Here is an 18158-nt window from a genome sequence, read left to right on the forward strand (position 1 = left end):
GCTAGAATGTTTGCTGTTTTATTATTTAACTTTTAAACACGAGCAATATTTGCTTTCTCATAACAGACTTGCAATGATTCTTCAATGATTGTTAATCCTTCTTCAAGTTGCTCATCTGTAATCACTAGTGGCATTAGCACACGAATAACATTACCGTATGTTCCTGCTGATAGTAGAAGTAAGCCGCGTTTATTTGCTTCTGCGCATAAATTAGCTGTTAACGTTTTATCAGGTGCTTTCGTCTTACGATCTTGAACGAGCTCAAATGCACACATTGCTCCTAAACCGCGCACATCACCGATGCAATTATATTTATTTTTCATCTCTTCGAATCGGTTTATTACGACCTTTCCTAATTCTATCGCTCTATCATTTAAATTCTCTTTTTCTATTACATCAAGTACTGCTAATGCTGCCGCACATCCTAGCGGGCTTCCTGCATACGTTCCACCAAGTTCTCCTGGTGCAGACTCATTCATAATTTCTTTGCGCCCAATAACACCACTAATCGGTACACCAGCACCTAATGATTTAGATACCGTAATTAAATCCGGAACGACATCATAATGATCAATGGCGAAATATTTTCCTGTACGGCTAAATCCAGTTTGAATTTCATCCGCTACAAATAAGATGCCGTGTTCTGAACAAATATTGCGTACTTCTTGCACAAACTTCTTACTTGGGACGATAAATCCACCTTCCCCTTGAACAGGTTCCATTACAACAGCTGCAATCGTTTCTGGTGCTACTTCTGATATGAAGAAATTCTTAAACTCTTCAATCATAAAGTTATCGTACTGCTCTTCCGTTAATCCTTCTGGGCGACGGTATTCATACGGAAATGGCGCTTTATAGACTTCAGGCGCAAATGGACCAAATCCAAATTTATATGGTTTTACTTTACTTGTCATTGTCATTGTCATTAATGTACGCCCGTGGAATCCTTTAGAAAATGCGATAATACCAGGTCTTTTTGTATATTTACGAGCGATTTTCACAGCGTTCTCGACTGCTTCTGCACCACTATTTAAAAATAGTACTTGCTTATCAAAACTTCCCGGCGCTAATGCCGCAAGTTTTTCTGCTAATTCAATATATGGCTCATACATCATGACATTAAAGCCAGTATGAATGTATTGATCTACTTGTTTATGGAGCGCTTCTTTAACAGCTGGGTGACAATGTCCTACGTTAATTGTTCCTATCGCTCCAGCGAAATCAATGTACTGATTACCATCAACATCAGTAACAAGAGCACCATTTGCAGATTGTACAAACGTTGGGATGCCGTTACTTACTCCTTTTGGTACTATATTTTGGCGGCGTTCTAGTAAAGACGCTGCTTTCGGTCCAGGAATTTGTTCATTTACTTTAGCAAATTTTTTTGTATTCATTACGTACCCCATCCTTTTCTTTACATTGTTTTCTCTTTTCATTGCAAAATGTATGCCAATATTCTTTTTCAGTATTCATCCTACACACCTTCTATTTCGCCATAAAAAATAAGTCTATAAAGACTCATTCAGAGTCTTTATAGACTTATTTTTCTTACACATTAGACTTTCCTTTTTCCCAAACAAACTCACCTGAATGAGAAATAAAGTCCCCAACAGATTGTACTACTAAATCAGCAAGTGGTTCTAATGTTTGACGATTCCCTGTACCAGATAGTACTCCAATTGCATAGCAATCACCATTTTTCGCTAAATATAAATCAGTCGGTGTATCCCCAACGACCGCTACTTCACATGCCTTTAAATGAAACCTCTCACAGAAGGATTCTATAATTCTTTTATCTGGTTTTTGTGCCGCAAATGTATCTGAAGCTACAACATAATCAAAAAAGGTCTCTAATTGATACTGTTTTAAAAATAATTCTGTCGGTGCGAAATCATCAGCTGTAACAACACCTAAAATAAATCCTCTATCCTTTAAGCTTTGTAAAATTCTCGGTAAATCTGCCGTCATTTTCATGTAAGAACGATGCTCGTACATAAGGGCAAACAGTTTTTCACTTACCCATTCATGCAATTCCTCTTCCTTAGATGACGTAATATACTTACAAAGCCCCTTTGCCACATCAAGGCTTGTTCCTGCCGCTATTGCGCTACGTGGGTGAACAAATACCCCATCCACACCGATCTCTTTTAATAAAGTCGGCTGCATTGACTGTGGCAGTTGGTATAATTTTATACATTCAGCCACAAGTTCTTCAGCCACTTTTATCCAAATTGAATGAAAATCCATTAATGTCCCATCTTTATCAAATAGTATTGCTTTTACTTTCTCCATAACACCCCACCTCTCATCTCTTATCTCCTCCAGTGTATCAATAAAGTATGGATATAAAATAAACGAATTGTAAAAATACCATAAAAATCAAACTAACTTCAAATTTACAATTCTTCTATATAATAAAAAAGGATGCCTTTACAGGGCATCCTCTTGATGTTCAGGAACAAATAGTTCCAGACAATGATACATATTTTCGAATTCCATCGGTGCATCTCCACCATATTCACCATCTAAATTAATCATTAGTTTATCTGGTGAATGCACTTTAATTCGGTTCGCTTGTGTGTATAGTACTTTTGGATTGTTAATATGTTCACCACGCTGCGCTTGTGTTGCAGCTTTAATTAAGTCGGCAATGGAACCTTTTTTCAGCACTAACAAATCAAATAAGCCATCATTAATCGATGCATATGGTGCTACCTTTTCAAAGCCGCCCACTGAACGAGTATTCGTAATTAAAAACATCGTAATTTCTTCTTGTAGTAATTTTCCATCATACTCAATTTCAACATATGTTGGATGGAGTGATGGTAGCATTTCGATACCTTTTAAATAATAAGCAAGTTGTCCTAATACAGTCTTTAGCTTACTTGGTACTTCATATGTTAATTCTGTAATACGACCGCCACCAGCGATGTTAATAAAATATGTATCGTTTGCTCTACCAAGGTCTAATGGCACAGTTTTTCCTTCACAAATAATATCCGCTGCCTCTTCAATAGAACGAGGTACACCGATTGCACGTGCAAAGTCATTTGTCGTTCCAACTGGAATAATTCCAAATTTCGGACGGAATTCATGACCAACTAGACCGTTTACGACTTCATTTAACGTGCCGTCACCACCAGCCGCAATAACAACATCAAATTTACGCTCTACAGCTTGCCTCGCCGCCACAGTTGCGTCTCCAGGACCCGTTGTCGCATGACAAGATGCTTCATATCCAGCTTGTTCTAATTTTTGTAATACTTCCGGTAAGCTCTTCTTAAATAGCTCACGCCCAGAAGTAGGATTATAAATAATTCTTGCTCGCTTCATCATTTATTAGCACAGGAAATTTCTTTATGTATCGACAAAGAACATACCGAACTTCTATTCAGTATTCCCATGCCTACCTCCTCTCATCTTCCTATCCTTCTTTTATCTCGCTCAAACAGGCAGTAAGAACCCGATTCGTGTAGCCCATCAAAAGTAAATATTCATTTCAATGGTTTTGTTTTATTTGACAAAAAATTTATGTCCATCTATTTCTTCACAACAATTTACATATAACGAATAATAATTATCTATTATTTCATGAGATGAAAAAACCTCTATTTCTAGATTTATCATTATTCCCACCTTTTTGCAACTATCATACCATAGTTGCTATACAAACATTTTTCCACTTTTGACAGTTAATCAAACGTTTGTTTAAATAATTTTCTCTCATTTAAACAAACGTTTGATTAACCTAGAAAAACACCCATGTACGGGTGTTTTTCTGCTTAATCTTTAAAAGTTACTACTATTATCGCTTATTAATCTCTTCAAGTAAGATTTTGTTAACAAGCGGTGGATTTGCTTGTCCTTTTGTAGCTTTCATAATTTGACCAACTAAGAAGCCAATTGCACGGTCTTTACCGTTTTTAAAGTCTTCGATAGATTGCTCATTATTATCAAGAATTTCTGTTACAACTTTACGAAGTGTACCCTCGTCAGAAATTTGAACAAGGCCTTTCGCTTTAACGATTTCTTCTGGGTCTCCACCTTTTTCAATTAATTCGTTAAATACTTTCTTCGCAATTTTAGAAGAAATTGTACCTTTTTCAATTAATTGAACCATTTTAGATAAACCAGCAGGCGTTAATGCAACGTCTTTTAATTCTTTTTGTTGTTTGTTTAAGTACGCAAGCACTTCACCCATTAACCAGTTCGATGTTAATTTCGCATCAGCACCATCTGCAACAGTTGCTTCAAAGAAATCAGACATTTCTTTCGTTAATGTTAATACGTGTGCATCATAAGCCGGTAAGCCTAATTCTGCAACGTAGCGAGCTTTACGTGCATCTGGAAGTTCTGGAATAGAAGCACGAACTGCCTCTTTCCACTCATCGTCGATGTAAAGTTCAACTAAGTCCGGCTCTGGGAAGTAACGGTAATCATCAGATCCTTCTTTCACACGCATTAAGATTGTTTTCTTCGTTGCTTCATCATAACGACGTGTTTCTTGTTGGATGATACCACCAGATAATAATTCTTTTTCTTGGCGAGCTTGCTCAAACTCAAGACCTTTTTGTACGTAAGTGAAAGAGTTTAAGTTTTTCAGTTCCGCTTTTGTACCGAACTTCTCTTGTCCAACTGGACGAAGGGAAATGTTCGCATCACAACGCAAGGAACCTTCTTCCATCTTACAATCAGATACGCCAGTGTATTGAATGATTGATTTTAACTTCTCTAAGTATGCATATGCTTCTTCTGGCGTACGCATATCTGGCTCAGATACGATCTCAATCAAAGGCATACCTTGACGGTTGTAGTCTACTAATGAGCCGTCAGCTGTATGCGTTGATTTACCAGCATCTTCTTCTAAATGAAGACGTGTAATACCGATACGTTTCTTTTTACCGTCTACTTCAATTTCAATCCAACCATTTTCACCAATTGGCTTATCAAACTGAGAGATTTGGTAAGCTTTCGGATTATCTGGATAGAAATAGTTTTTACGGTCAAACTTCGTTTCTGTTGCGATTTCACAGTTTAATGCCATTGCAGCTTTCATTGCAAAGTTAACTGCTTCTTTATTTAAAGTAGGAAGTACTCCTGGGTATCCTAAGTCAATTACACTTGTTTGTGTATTTGGTTCCGCTCCGAATTCTGTTGGACTCGCAGAGAAAATTTTCGAATTTGTTTTTAACTCAACGTGAACCTCTAAACCAATAATTGTTTCTAAATTCATCTATGCTCGCCTCCTTACAGACTTGCTTTTTTTGTATGATGGTCTGTTGCTTGCTCAAACGCATGTGCAACGCGGTAAATTGTCGCTTCATCGAAGTGTTTACCAATGATTTGTAAACCAAGTGGCATGTTGTTAGCACCGAATCCACATGGAACAGAAATCGCTGGAACACCTGCTAAGTTTACTGGGATTGTTAAAATGTCATTTGCATACATTGTCATTGGATCATCAACTTTTTCGCCCACTTTAAATGCCGGAGTTGGCGTTGTTGGTCCAATAATAACATCGTAGTTAGCAAATACATTTTCAAAGTCGTTTTTAATTAATGTACGTACTTGTTGTGCTTTTTTGTAATATGCATCATAGTAACCAGAGCTAAGAGCAAATGTACCAAGCATAATACGACGTTTTACTTCATCACCGAAGCCTTCGCTACGTGTGTTTTTGTAAAGATCCATTAAGTTATTCACATTATCAGAACGAACACCATAACGTACGCCATCAAAGCGTGAAAGGTTAGCTGATGCTTCAGAAGAAGATAATAAGTAATACGTTGCTAGAGCGTATTTAGAGTGTGGAAGAGATACTTCCTCCCAAGTTGCGCCCATACCTTCTAATACTTTTAAAGCAGCTAGTACTGACTCACGAGCTTCTTCGCCAACACCTTCTCCTAAGTATTCTTTCGGTACAGCAATGCGTAAACCTTTAACGTCGCCTGTTAAACCAGCTAAGTAGTTTCCTACTTCAACGTTAGCAGAAGTTGCATCCATACGGTCAAGACCTGAAATAGCTTGTAATAAGTATGCATTGTCTTCTACTGTACGTGTAATCGGTCCGATTTGATCAAGTGAAGATGCAAATGCTACTAATCCGTAACGAGATACACGTCCGTAAGTTGGTTTTAAACCTACAACGCCGCAATATGCAGCTGGTTGACGGATAGAACCACCCGTATCAGAACCTAGAGAGAATAATACTTCTCCTGCTGCTACAGCTGCTGCAGAACCACCACTAGATCCGCCTGGAACGTAATCTAAGTTCCACGGATTTTTCGTAGCGTAGAAACCTGAGTTTTCATTTGAAGAGCCCATTGCGAACTCGTCCATATTTAATTTACCGATTGTAATTGTGTCAGCAGCTTTTAGCTTTTGCACAACTGTCGCATCATAAATTGGATCGAAGTTTGCTAACATTTTGCTTGCACAAGTCGTACGAAGACCGTTAGTTACAATGTTATCTTTAACACCGATTGGCATACCGAATAATAAACCATTATCTTCAGCACCAATTTTCGCATCTAATTCTTTCGCTTTCGCGCGTGCGTTTTCTTCATCTAATGTAAGAAAAGCTTTTACGTTATCTTCAACATCCGCAATACGTTTGTAAGATTCTTCTACTAAATCCGTAACGGAAATTTCTTTGTTGTTTAATTTCTTATGTAACTCTGATACTGAATGATCAAATAATGACATCGAAATTCCCCTCCTCTATTCTAATACTGCTGGAACACGGATTTGATTATCTTTGTGATCCGGTGCATTTTTTAATACTTCTTCAACTGGTAAACCTTTTTCTGGTACATCTTCACGCATAACATTTTTCATAGTTAATACATGAGTTGTTGGTTTTACATCTGTTGTATCTAATTCATTTAACTGTTCTGCAAATGTAACAATTGCATCTAGTTGTTTTTGAAATTTTTCTGCTTCTTGATCAGTAATTGCAAGACGTGCTAAATGTGCTACGTGCTTTACATTCTCAACGGAAATTCTTGACACGGCTAGGCCACCTCCATAATATATCGTTCAATCTACAATACTATTGATGATACCAAATTTTCAGTACTTCAAGCAAGTCAACACACGGCACTTACAGCATTTTTACATAAAAAAAGAAAGGCAAACGCCTTTCTTTACGATTTACTCTTTATCTAACGGTTTATTTTTCGGAAATCTCTCGTTATCTTCTTCATTATCACGAATTGTTTTTTGTAATACAAAACAAGACATCGTTAAAAATAATGTTCCAAGTAAATAATATCCTTTTACACTAAGCGTTTCATCTAGCGTATAAATTCCAATTAGCATACCTGAAAGCGCGCAAACAAATGAAGTCCATGCTAAAAACGTGAACGCTTGCGTATTACGTCTTCTCATCGTTCTCCCCCTCGTTAGCTGTACATCCATTATAGATAAGTATATTTACCATGATGGATTTTTATGTAAATTCTAGTTTACTATTTATAAATCTATCACAAAAAAATATTATTTTAAAGATAGTTTTCTTTCTAATCTGAAAAAACAGTTAAAAACATTGACATTTATTTCAATTCTACATAAAATAAAAATAAATATTACGAACCTCGAAATATACGGGAGTGGAATTAATTGTTGCAATACGAACATTTTTTAGACTTACTGCTAGATAACGCCAAGAAACTTTTCTATCCTGAAGAATGGGTAAGCTTAGATTTAACACTTTCTAAAACTGAAGTATTTTGTTTACTTTGGATGGAGCGAAATACGGATATTACAATGACAAAAATCGCTGATCTTCTTGATATACCGATGAGTACAACGACAGGTGTTGTAAATCGCCTTGTAAAAAAAGGATATATTGAAAGATACCGTGATGAAAACGACCGACGCATTGTATTAATTCGTTTAACAGAAAACGGTGTAATGCTCGTTCAAGAAGTAAAACAAAATGCAGCCCATTATTTTAACCTAGTGACCGAAGCATTATCGGAAGAAGAAAAAGCATTTTTACTACAAATCTTCCAAAAGATTATGAATCACATTGCTACATCACAGCAAAAAACAGAAGAAAAGGTTTCTGCACCTAAAATGAAAAACATTCCGATTGAATAAAAACCTTAATAGGGTTTTTATTCAAAAAAATATTTCGTTACTCGTAATATTCGATGCTCGAAACAAAGGGGATATGAATGATGAGAATTATTTTGTATACAGGTAAAGGCGGCGTAGGAAAAACTAGCATTTCAGCGGCAACTGCACTTCAAAGCGCAAAACAAGGATTAAAAACTTTAGTAATGAGCACAGACCCAGCTCATAGTTTAGGAGATTCATTTGGTATAAAACTATCTTCTGAACCATTAGAAATTCGTGAAAACCTATGGGCACAAGAAATTAATACAATTTATGAAATGGAAAAGGGCTGGGGAAAGTTACAGAAATATATTACACTACTTTTCACTTCCAAAGCAGCTGATGATATTACAACCGAAGAGTTAACGATGTTTCCCGGTATGGAAGATTTAATTAGTTTACTTCGCGTACTCGATTATTATAAACAAAACACATATGACGTTATTATCATTGATTGTGCTCCAACAGGAGAAACATTAGCAATACTCAGTTTTCCAGACATGCTCGGCTGGTGGATGGAAAAACTCTTCCCTATTAAAAGAAAAGTTTTAAAAGTTGTTCGCCCTGTAGCTCAACCACTTCTTGGTGTCCCCCTTCCAACCGATGATATTATGGACGAATTAACAAATACACTTGAACAACTTGGAGAAATGAGAGATATTTTATCAAACCGAGACGTAACAAGTATCCGCATCGTTGTAAATCCCGAAAAAATGGTCATTAAAGAGGCTCAGCGTAGCTTTACGTATTTAAATTTATACGATTATAACGTAGATGCGATTATGATTAACCGCGTCATCCCTAACACTGTCATCGATCCTTATTTTCAAGCTTGGAAAGATACTCAAAAGAAATATAAAACATTAATTCAAAATAGTTTTGATCCACTTCCTATTTACGAAGCTCCAATGTTTGAACAAGAAGTTGTTGGCTTACCTATGTTAGAACGCGTTGGAGATGCTTTATTTAAAGAAGATTATTGTCCTACTGAAGTAAAATTTAACGGTCGCACTCAATATGTAAAAAAAGATGGCGATGAGTATATTTTCGTTCTGTCCATTCCCTTCTCTAACAAAAGTGAACTTGCATTAAATCAAAAAGGTGACGAGCTTATCATTCGTGCTAGTTCTGTTAAACGAAACATCACATTACCCAAAACGTTAACACACCTTTCTATTCAAGGAGCAAAATTTGAAGATGATGTACTAAACATTCGTTTTGGAGGTGTCGTGCATGCATGAGGAATTAATAAGGAAGGTAATTCGTACAAAAATAAAAATGGGTATGCATATATTAGAAGAGTTACCTGCACCCATCCAGCAATCAGCTAAGCAAATACTAAATATTTTACAAGAGGAGCTAGCTGCTTATCCGAAAGAACAAGGGCATCATAAAAATAATTTAAAAAATATTATAATCGAATGAATATCTCTGGATAGAGGGCCTTTTTAGGCTTTCTATCTCTATATTGGAGCGATGTAAGTTGTTTAAAAAACATTCCACTATTATGCTTTGGATGATTCCCTTGTTATTTCTCATTCATAACCTTGAAGAATCTTTCCAAATGCCACAATATCTTGCTAATCAATTTTCAATTACTTTTATAACTAGCCAACAATTTTTCATTGCAATTTCTGTATTAACTCTCTTTGTCTTACTTATCGTCTTTCTATATCAACTAAACTTCTTGTCTTCTATATACTGGATTATTTTTATACAAGGAGCTATCTTCTTCAACTCTGTTCAACATATTATTTTGTTTTTCATTTACCGCTCCTATAATCCGGGCGTAGTATCAGCTGTTTTCATTGTTATCTTTTCTATTTTCTTTTTTTCATCCCAAAAACACTTAATTCAAAAAAAGCAATTCGTAATTACACTCGTGTTCAGCTTATTTTCTTACCCCATTATAATTTGGATTACCTTACTACTTGCTAGTTGCTTTCAGTAATAAAAAAGACCAGGAAAACTCCTGGTCCATTACTCTACTTAACAAACATTGGATTCTATGTTATACAGAATTGGAAGGTACAGAATTAGGGTTTGTTTTGTTTGTTAAGTAGATTATATGTTGAACGAACTAACAGCGGAGGGGTTCCTTCTGTTAGTCCATTAAACCCAATCATTATTTTACGATCTTTTCAAGCTCATCAAGTGAAAGATCTACTGAAATGGAACCATCATTTGTTTCTTTCTTAATTGCCTCTGTTACTTCTTTTGAATGATATAGTTCAATTACTTTTTTCAGTGTTGGATCATCTTTATCTTTCGTACGAGCTGCGAAAATATTAATATATGGCTTCGCATTTTCATTCTTTGGATCTTCTAAGAAAATTGGATCCTTAGCTGGATCTAATCCAGCTTGACCAGCAACACCGTTATTAATAACTGAAGCTGCAACATCTTTTAATACACGAGGTGTTTGCTGTGCGATAACCGGTGTAATTTTTAATTTCTTCGGATTTTCAGCAATGCCGCTTGGATCTCCAAATAAGCCAAAGTCTTTCTTAAGCTTTAATAACCCAGCTGCATCAAGAAGTTTTAATGCACGTGCTTGGTTCGTTGGATCATTTGGAATCGCAATTTCAGAACCATCTGGAATTTCATTTGCTTTCTTATGTTTTTCAGAGTATAAACCCATTGGTGCAATTTGCGTTGTACCAACAGCTGTAATATCTAATTTATGCTCCTTTTTAAATTGCTCTAAGAAAGCAATATGCTGGAATGAGTTTAGCTCAATATCTCCATCAGCTAACGCTTTATTTGGCGTCGTGTAATCAGAGAACTCAACCAGTTTAACTTTAATTCCTTCTTTTTCAGCTTTCCTCTTCAAAATTTCCCAAGCGTCTCCATCCGTTCCAGTTACACCGACACGAACTACTTTTTCTTTCGCCCCTGCCCCCGTGTCTCCACTTGAGCAACCGCTTAACGCTGAAACCCCTACAATCGCTGATAATGCAAATGCTAAAATTTTCTTCATTTTCTTTCCCCTCTTTCTTTTTATGATCTGCGTAAAAAGACTTTCGCAAAGTAGTTTCCTAAATTTTGAGCTAACTGTACGAGAATAATAAGTAAAACGACCGTTACGAACATAACTGATGTATCAAAACGTTGATAACCATATGTCATTGCTAAGTCACCAAGACCGCCACCACCGACAAGCCCAGCAACTGCAGAAAATTCAATTAAACCAACTGTCATAAATGTAACACCTAAAATTAATGGCGCTAACGCTTCTGGTACAAGGATTTCAAAAACAATTCTAATTGGCGAAGCACCCATCGCTTGAGCTGCTTCGATTACCCCTTTCGGAACAGAAACAAGATTTGTTTCAACCATTCTAGCAATACCGATTGATGCAACTAACGTCATTGGGAAAATTGCTGCCGCCGTTCCAATTGTCGTTCCGATAACACTTCTTGTTAGCGGGCTTAAAGCTACTAAGAAGATGATGAATGGAATCGGACGAATTGTATTAATGATAATATTAAGAATAGAAAAGACCCATTTATTTTCTAAAAAGTTTCCTTTTCTCGTTACATATAGAAGTAAACCTAGAGGTATACCAAGAATTGTAGCAAATATAAGGGTTACAATTACCATTAAGAGAGTATCCCCCGTTGCATCTAGTATGCGCGGCCAAAATATACTCCAATCAACTCGCATGAGCTTCTACCTCCTTCAGCTGCACTTGCAGTCTTAGATGTTGTAATGCTTTTTGAATTTCCCTCTGTTCACCTTGCAATTCTACAAGAAGATTTCCAAATAGCACATTTTGAAGTTCAATAATATTTCCGTACAGTACATTTACATCGACATTATAGTTTTTTGCGATATATGATAGTACTGGCTGTCCTGTCTCCTCGCCAGTAAATGTTAGACGATAAATCTGACCACCATTTTGAATTTTTGCTAAAACACTTTCCGGTAAATGATCATTAATAACAGAACGTACAAAGTTTTGAGTCGTCTTTGTTTTTGGTTGTGTGAAAACATCAAACAGTTTTCCTTCTTCAATAACTTTTCCTTTCTCCATTACAGCTACACGGTGACAAATTTCTTTCACAACATGCATTTCATGTGTAATAAGAAGAATTGTTAAGTTGTATTCTCGATTTACTTTCTTTAATAAGTTCAAAATTTCTGTCGTTGTTTCTGGATCTAAAGCTGATGTTGCTTCGTCACATATAAGAATATCTGGTGATGTTGCGAGCGCTCTAGCAATACCAACACGCTGCTTTTGTCCACCTGATAGCTGCTCTGGGTAATTGTTTGCTTTATCTTCTAACCCTACAAACTTCAGCAATTCATTTACTCTTTCTTTTATCTCATTCTTTGGTACTTTCGCTAACTTTAATGGATAAGCAATATTCCCAAATACTGTTCTTGAATTAAATAAATTAAAACTTTGAAAAATCATCCCGATTCTTTGTCTTAGCTTCCGTAATTCTTTCGTCGATAATGATGTAATCTCTTTATCATCTATTGAAATCGTTCCTGCCGTTGGTCTCTCTAACATGTTTACTAGGCGTAATAACGTACTCTTTCCAGCGCCACTAAAACCGATAATGCCAAAAATTTCGCCTTTCTCAACTGATAATGTTACATCCTCCACCGCATGAACAGATTGCCCACCTGTTTCATATACTTTACTTACATTGTTAAAAGAAATCATTTTTTCCCCTCCTATATGCTGTGAAAACTTGAAGCAGAGCTCTCGAGGTAAAATAAAAAGTGCTCTCCTTCTTATCAACCATAAAGATAAGAAGGAGAGCACTTATATGTACTCGTTCACATCTTCTCATCTTCCAAGCCTTTCATAGGCTTGCTGGAGTTAGCACGGTATTAAAAAAACCCGTTGCTGAGGTATCGTAGGGCCAGTCCCTCCACCTCTCTGGATAAGAATGTATCGATTTAATTGTCGTTTAATTAATTCTCATTATAGAACTCAGAATAATAAGAGTCAATATATTTTTTAGAAAAATATTAATTATTTCTTTATTAAAATTTTCAGATGAAAAATTCAAGAAAAAATAGTAATCTTTAAAGTTATGTAAAATTCTCCTCTTGCATATTTTTTAAAAGGATAATCTTCTCTACTAATTGAATACCATTATTTGAATATGAAATCGGAGGAAGATAAATATATGAAAACAGCTCTTTTACTCATTGATATTCAAAATGATTATTTTCCACACGGCAAAATGGAATTACGTAATCCAGTCGAAGCAAGCGCATATGCCCGTCGGCTACTACAGCTCTTTAGAAAGAAAAACGAACCTATTTTTCATATCCAACATGTAGCAATAAAAGAGGACGCTACTTTTTTCCTACCCAATACAGAAGGTGTACATATTCATGAAAGCGTACGCCCACTTAGAGAAGAAACGGTTATACTCAAGCATTATCCAAATAGTTTTCGCGAAACTGATCTTCTAAAGCAATTACAACGTTTAGCTATTGAACACGTTGTCATATGCGGGATGATGACTCATATGTGTATTGATGCTACCGTAAGGGCTGCCTTTGATTTCGGCTTGCAATGTACTGTTATACATGATGCTTGTGCTACAAAAGACCTTTCTTTTAAGAATGCTACTATACCAGCCGTTTATATTCATAACACAATTTTAGCTAGTTTAAATGGTGTCTATGCAAATGTAATGAGTACAGAGGAGTTTTTAGCTACAAAAAAACACTCTCTTCAGTGAGCAAAACCGAAAAGAGTGTTTCTTGTCAAACCATAGATTTTCTTTCAAATTGTATTATACAGGAAATCCTTAAAATGAATACAAAAAAATGTGACTAATAAGTCAACTTTTCTCATTGTTTTGTTTCTATTTACATGTTTATCTTGATATGAATAGGGTTTAGCTAGTTCCACTTACCAAATAGTAATATATGGTAAGTGTTTTTTATTCAAATTAACTAGTTTCTCCTACTATTTATCTGTTTGTTTTTGTTTCTTTTTCAAATACTCCGCACGCAATTTTTCAATTTGCTGCTTTTTATCAAACTTGACAGGCGTCTGTTTTTCATGAAACTTTGCGACAGCTACCTGACCTTTATAATCCAATTGATATTTTCCCATTTTGTTCACCTACTTTTCTTATCTTGAAAGAGAATTTATTCAACCAATATAATATACCTTATTTTACTGAAGTAAACCTTATATTATTTTTTCTGCTTATATGTATCTTAATCCACATATAAGCAGAAAAAAGAGATCTTCGCAGACTGCGAAGATCTCTTCTACTATTTCTTATAAAGTTTCAGAAGTAGTTTTTGCTTGCATGTGAAGTGCTAAGTAGTCAGGGCCACCAGCTTTAGAGTCTGTACCAGACATGTTAAAGCCACCAAATGGTTGGTATCCTACGATTGCACCAGTACATCCACGGTTGAAGTATAAGTTACCTACGTGGAAGTCTTCACGTGCTTTTTCAATATGGTCACGGTTGTTAGAGATAACTGCTCCTGTTAAACCGTATTCTGTATTGTTTGCAATCGCAAGTGCATGGTCAAAGTCTTTTGCTTTACAGAATGCTACTACTGGTCCGAAGATTTCTTCTTTCATTAGGCGAGCATCTTCTGCAACGTCAGCAACGATTGTTGGTTGAATGAACCAGCCTTTAGAATCGTCTCCTTCGCCACCTACTAAGATTCTACCTTCTTCTTTACCAATTGCAACATAGCTCATTACTTTATCGAATGCAGCTTGGTCATTAACAGGACCCATGTTTGTACCTAATACAGCTGGGTTAGCAACTGTTAATTCTTTCGTTAATTCAACAGCACGATTTAATACGTGATCGTATACATCTTCGTGGATTACTGCACGAGAACATGCAGAACATTTTTGTCCTGAGAATCCGAATGCTGATGCAACGATAGATTTAGCTGCTAATTCAAGATCTGCTTCTTTATCAACAACGATTGTATCTTTACCACCCATTTCAGCGATAACGCGTTTTAACCAAATTTGGCCTGGGTTTACTTTCGCTGCACGCTCATAAATACGGATACCTACATCACGAGATCCAGTGAAGCTAATGAAACGTGTACGAGGGTGATCTACTAAGTAATCACCAACTTCAGAACCACTACCTGGTACGAAGTTTACTACGCCAGCTGGTAAGCCAGCTTCTTCTAATACTTCCATGAATTTCGCTGCTACTACAGGAGTTGTACTAGCTGGTTTTAGTAATACTGTATTACCAGAAACTAAAGCAGCTGTTGTCATACCTGCCATAATTGCGAATGGGAAGTTCCAAGGAGAAATGATAACACCTACTCCTAATGGAATGTAAGAGAAACGATTATATTCAATTGGACGGCTTTCTACTGGAATTCCGTCTTTTAATTTCAACATTTGACGACCATAATATTCCATAAAGTCGATTGCTTCTGCTGTATCAGCATCTGCCTCATTCCATGGTTTACCTGCTTCTTTTACAAGAATAGCAGAGAATTCATGTTTTCTACGACGAACGATCGCTGCAGCACGGAATAAAATGTCTGCACGCATTTCTGGTTTTGACTTTCTCCAAGTTTGGAATGTTTCATCCGCTACTTGCATTGCTTTTTCAGCTAACTCACGGCTTGCTTTTGAAACGCAACCAACAAGTTCCTCTTTATTTGCAGGGTTTACAGAAACAATTTTGTCTTCTGTAGTGATTTTTTCTCCCCCAATAATTAATGGATAGTCTTGTCCAAGATAAGATTCTACTTTCTTTAAACCTTCTTCAAACGCTAATTTGTTAGCCTCTACTGAAAAATCTGTAAATGGCTCATGTTTGTATGCTACTACCATTATTTTTAGCCTCCCCTTAGAAAAACGTTTACATTTTACAACATTATTCTACACGATAATTTAGATTTATTCAAATATTCCTAGACTTATATTTTAAAAATTAATTAATTTTTAAAATATAATAAAAAAACAGAGTTATACAAATGTATAACTCTACAAAATATGAGTATATTCCAAAACGTTTTTGCTAATCAATAAAATAGTTACTAACAAAAATAAAGTTCTTACATACCCAACACCTTTTTGAACTGCAAACTTCGATCCAAAATAGGCGCCAAAAATCATCGATAATCCCATAATAATACCGTATTCAAAATGAATTACGTCTAAAAATAAAAAAGTGATTAACGATACGATATTACTAACAAAGTTCAAAAGTTTTCCAGATGCTGCCGCTTGAATAAAATCCAAACCAATTAATAAAAATGCAAAAATTAAAAAGGATCCTGTTCCTGGTCCAAAAAATCCATCGTAAAACCCTATCATTAAAATAACAAAGAAAAATATTAATGTTTTTCTTTTCGTCATCTTCTTATAGGTAGATACACTTCCCCAATCCTTTTTCGCAATAATATAAATGGCAATAAACACCAACATCACAAGCACTAACGGACGTAAAATATCCGGCGGAATAAACTTTACTACTAAAGCACCTGCGACTGCCCCTATAATAGTTAACGGGATTAACTTTCCTACAATTTTAAAATCAACCTTTCCCGATCGAATAAAGTAAATCGCACTCGTAAACGTCCCCATCGTTGCAGCTAATTTATTCGTTGCAATTGCCGAAGCTGGTGGTAAACCAACAAACATAAGTGCCGGAAGCGAAATTAATCCTCCACCACCAACAACTGAATCAATAAAAGCTGCTAAAAAACCGAATGCAATTAATAAAATAATGACTTGAAAACTTAATTCGTCCATGCGCTTTACCCCTTACCCCATTATTTACAACATTTTAAATTATAACAAAATTACCCAAGAAAAAAAGCCGTTCCATAAAGGAACGGCCCTTGTATTTAATCTAAAATTTTCACATACGGTTCATCTTGCTTCGCTTCACGTATAATAATCGCTTCTGGACGCTCTACAGATTTAATCGTTACTTGTACTTTCATATAATTCGAGAAGTATTCCATAACAAGCCCGGCTACATATTGTGTAAAGCCAATTATTTCTGCTTTCCCATTAAACTGGACAGGAATATCGAGCTTTATTTCTCTTAATTCATCGTCTCTATACATACCAGTACCGATAACAGCTGTATAGTCGCCTTGGAAATAATCACTTAATTTTGCCTTGAAGTTTGATACTCTCGCCAGATCTTCACGTTTATTATCTGTTTTCGCTTGTTCAGATGGGAACAAATAATATTTCTCATTAATTTGTTTCCAATCCTCAACCGTTTCACTGCCTTTTTCAACATTCGCATAAGAAACAAAGTTACCTGGTACGAGCGAAGACTTTGGAGCCTGACGATAAATCGCAAATGTTATCGGAAGGTTTTTTGTCTCAGGATCTTGTTGATGCATAACTTTCAAGATTTCTGGCACCATTTTTTTCCCTTCCGCTAACATCTTTTCATTCGAAATTGCAGCCTCACGCGGATAACCATGCTCTTCCTCATAATAATGAACCGAATTCATCGCTAATCCAACTACAATGCCGCTACGCTCATTTTTTTCGCCTTTGTTCACATAATAATCATGCTCTAAAATATTTGAAATATATATTGGATTTTTTTTATTTTTCACTTCTAGTGATTCGGATCCTGTACCTAATGCAGGATTTAACCCTATGTTCGGGAATTTAACCGCATCTTTTTTTAGTGTACCTTCTAGTTCCTTTTGTTCTGCATCTGTACGTTTTCTTTTAACAAGCATCTGTATATACTGAGTATTTAGGGATTTTCCGCCTTTTAAAACATTATCTTTCGTACTAAATGATTCTTTCGCAATACGCATTAATCCTGTTTCAAATTCATCTATATCAAGACGATTACTTACTCCTTGCACAACTAAGCCACGTGCGTTTCCTCCCTCAAATGGAATAGTCGTCTTATAATATTCATCCGAAATAGAGTAATTCGGGACAATTGCTTGCTCTTTTGCTTTCCCCGATTTCTCAACCACTTTTTCATCTTTGTCGGCACCTGCACTACACCCACTTACAAGTAGGCCAAGGCTTAATACCGCTAATGCTATTTTTTTCATGGTAAGTTTGC

General features: G+C 36.0%; 19 protein-coding genes and 1 riboswitch. Of the genes, 5 read left to right on the plus strand and 14 right to left on the minus strand.

Going from position 1 to position 18158, the window contains the following annotated elements:
• Positions 1-32: 32 nt before the first annotated feature.
• From gabT to PDQ68_RS18250, 7 genes are all read right to left on the minus strand, one after another.
• Positions 33-1397: a 4-aminobutyrate--2-oxoglutarate transaminase gene (gene gabT, locus PDQ68_RS18220; protein WP_001093016.1), complete on the minus strand. Its 1365-nt coding sequence runs from the start codon at positions 1395-1397 to the stop codon at positions 33-35.
• Positions 1398-1551: 154 nt separating this feature from the next.
• The gene (locus PDQ68_RS18225) at positions 1552-2295 is read right to left on the minus strand and encodes an HAD family hydrolase (protein WP_016716323.1); all 744 of its coding nucleotides are present in this window, start codon (positions 2293-2295) and stop codon (positions 1552-1554) included.
• Between the two features lie 138 nt (positions 2296-2433).
• The gene (locus tag PDQ68_RS18230; protein ID WP_000977677.1) at positions 2434-3339 is read right to left on the minus strand and encodes a diacylglycerol kinase; all 906 of its coding nucleotides are present in this window, start codon (positions 3337-3339) and stop codon (positions 2434-2436) included.
• Positions 3340-3808: 469 nt separating this feature from the next.
• Positions 3809-5236, minus strand: coding sequence for an Asp-tRNA(Asn)/Glu-tRNA(Gln) amidotransferase subunit GatB (gene gatB / locus PDQ68_RS18235; protein WP_001047674.1), 1428 nt, complete (start codon positions 5234-5236; stop codon positions 3809-3811).
• 14 nt (positions 5237-5250) lie between these two features.
• Entirely contained in the window at positions 5251-6708 is a 1458-nt protein-coding gene (gene gatA, locus PDQ68_RS18240; RefSeq protein ID WP_000051445.1) for an Asp-tRNA(Asn)/Glu-tRNA(Gln) amidotransferase subunit GatA, read from the minus strand.
• 15 nt (positions 6709-6723) lie between these two features.
• The gene (gene gatC / locus PDQ68_RS18245; protein ID WP_000086999.1) at positions 6724-7014 is read right to left on the minus strand and encodes an Asp-tRNA(Asn)/Glu-tRNA(Gln) amidotransferase subunit GatC; all 291 of its coding nucleotides are present in this window, start codon (positions 7012-7014) and stop codon (positions 6724-6726) included.
• Positions 7015-7155: 141 nt separating this feature from the next.
• Positions 7156-7392, minus strand: coding sequence for a YiaA/YiaB family inner membrane protein (locus tag PDQ68_RS18250; RefSeq protein WP_001254396.1), 237 nt, complete (start codon positions 7390-7392; stop codon positions 7156-7158).
• A 231-nt stretch (positions 7393-7623) separates the two neighbouring features.
• Between PDQ68_RS18250 and PDQ68_RS18255 the strand changes: the two genes are divergently transcribed.
• The 4 genes from PDQ68_RS18255 (at position 7624) to PDQ68_RS18270 (ending at position 10075) form a co-directional block, all read left to right on the plus strand.
• Positions 7624-8106, plus strand: a complete 483-nt coding sequence (locus PDQ68_RS18255) for a MarR family winged helix-turn-helix transcriptional regulator (protein WP_000942476.1) — start codon at positions 7624-7626, stop codon at positions 8104-8106.
• A 77-nt stretch (positions 8107-8183) separates the two neighbouring features.
• Complete coding sequence (locus tag PDQ68_RS18260; RefSeq protein ID WP_080444178.1) at positions 8184-9365, plus strand: ArsA family ATPase; 1182 nt, start codon at positions 8184-8186, stop codon at positions 9363-9365.
• Positions 9358-9549, plus strand: coding sequence for a DUF3926 domain-containing protein (locus tag PDQ68_RS18265; RefSeq protein WP_000544085.1), 192 nt, complete (start codon positions 9358-9360; stop codon positions 9547-9549). Before PDQ68_RS18260 ends, PDQ68_RS18265 begins: the two co-directional genes overlap by 8 nt.
• Before the next feature lie 58 nt (positions 9550-9607).
• Positions 9608-10075 carry an HXXEE domain-containing protein gene (locus PDQ68_RS18270; RefSeq protein ID WP_061183760.1) on the plus strand — a complete coding sequence of 156 codons (468 nt, stop codon included), beginning with the start codon at positions 9608-9610 and terminating at the stop codon, positions 10073-10075.
• A 174-nt stretch (positions 10076-10249) separates the two neighbouring features.
• On the opposite strand, the gene PDQ68_RS18275 is transcribed toward PDQ68_RS18270, so the two are convergent.
• The 3 genes from PDQ68_RS18275 to PDQ68_RS18285 are packed head-to-tail and all read right to left on the minus strand — an operon-like array spanning position 10250 to position 12799.
• Positions 10250-11104 carry a MetQ/NlpA family ABC transporter substrate-binding protein gene (locus PDQ68_RS18275; protein ID WP_000721607.1) on the minus strand — a complete coding sequence of 285 codons (855 nt, stop codon included), beginning with the start codon at positions 11102-11104 and terminating at the stop codon, positions 10250-10252.
• A 20-nt stretch (positions 11105-11124) separates the two neighbouring features.
• Positions 11125-11790 carry a methionine ABC transporter permease gene (locus tag PDQ68_RS18280; protein WP_001261859.1) on the minus strand — a complete coding sequence of 222 codons (666 nt, stop codon included), beginning with the start codon at positions 11788-11790 and terminating at the stop codon, positions 11125-11127.
• Positions 11780-12799, minus strand: a complete 1020-nt coding sequence (locus tag PDQ68_RS18285; RefSeq protein WP_000622992.1) for a methionine ABC transporter ATP-binding protein — start codon at positions 12797-12799, stop codon at positions 11780-11782. The genes PDQ68_RS18280 and PDQ68_RS18285 overlap by 11 nt, the downstream gene beginning before the upstream one ends.
• A 123-nt stretch (positions 12800-12922) precedes the next feature.
• A riboswitch (SAM riboswitch) is annotated at positions 12923-13029 on the minus strand.
• A gap of 242 nt (positions 13030-13271) precedes the next feature.
• Here PDQ68_RS18285 and PDQ68_RS18290 point away from each other — a divergent pair.
• Positions 13272-13835, plus strand: a complete 564-nt coding sequence (locus PDQ68_RS18290) for a cysteine hydrolase family protein (RefSeq protein ID WP_000844890.1) — start codon at positions 13272-13274, stop codon at positions 13833-13835.
• Positions 13836-14065: 230 nt separating this feature from the next.
• On the opposite strand, the gene PDQ68_RS18295 is transcribed toward PDQ68_RS18290, so the two are convergent.
• From PDQ68_RS18295 to PDQ68_RS18310, 4 genes are all read right to left on the minus strand, one after another.
• Positions 14066-14215: a hypothetical protein gene (locus tag PDQ68_RS18295; RefSeq protein WP_000521648.1), complete on the minus strand. Its 150-nt coding sequence runs from the start codon at positions 14213-14215 to the stop codon at positions 14066-14068.
• A 171-nt stretch (positions 14216-14386) separates the two neighbouring features.
• Entirely contained in the window at positions 14387-15934 is a 1548-nt protein-coding gene (gene pruA / locus PDQ68_RS18300) for an L-glutamate gamma-semialdehyde dehydrogenase (protein WP_270786909.1), read from the minus strand.
• 153 nt (positions 15935-16087) lie between these two features.
• Positions 16088-16858 (minus strand): TSUP family transporter, encoded by a 771-nt coding sequence (locus tag PDQ68_RS18305; protein WP_046199396.1) that lies wholly within the window; start codon positions 16856-16858, stop codon positions 16088-16090.
• 95 nt (positions 16859-16953) lie between these two features.
• Positions 16954-18147 (minus strand): CamS family sex pheromone protein, encoded by a 1194-nt coding sequence (locus tag PDQ68_RS18310; RefSeq protein ID WP_061183758.1) that lies wholly within the window; start codon positions 18145-18147, stop codon positions 16954-16956.
• Between the last annotated feature and the right edge of the window lie 11 nt (positions 18148-18158).

The organism is Bacillus cereus group sp. Bc010, assembly GCF_027716745.1.
GTDB lineage: Bacteria > Bacillota > Bacilli > Bacillales > Bacillaceae_G > Bacillus_A > Bacillus_A pacificus.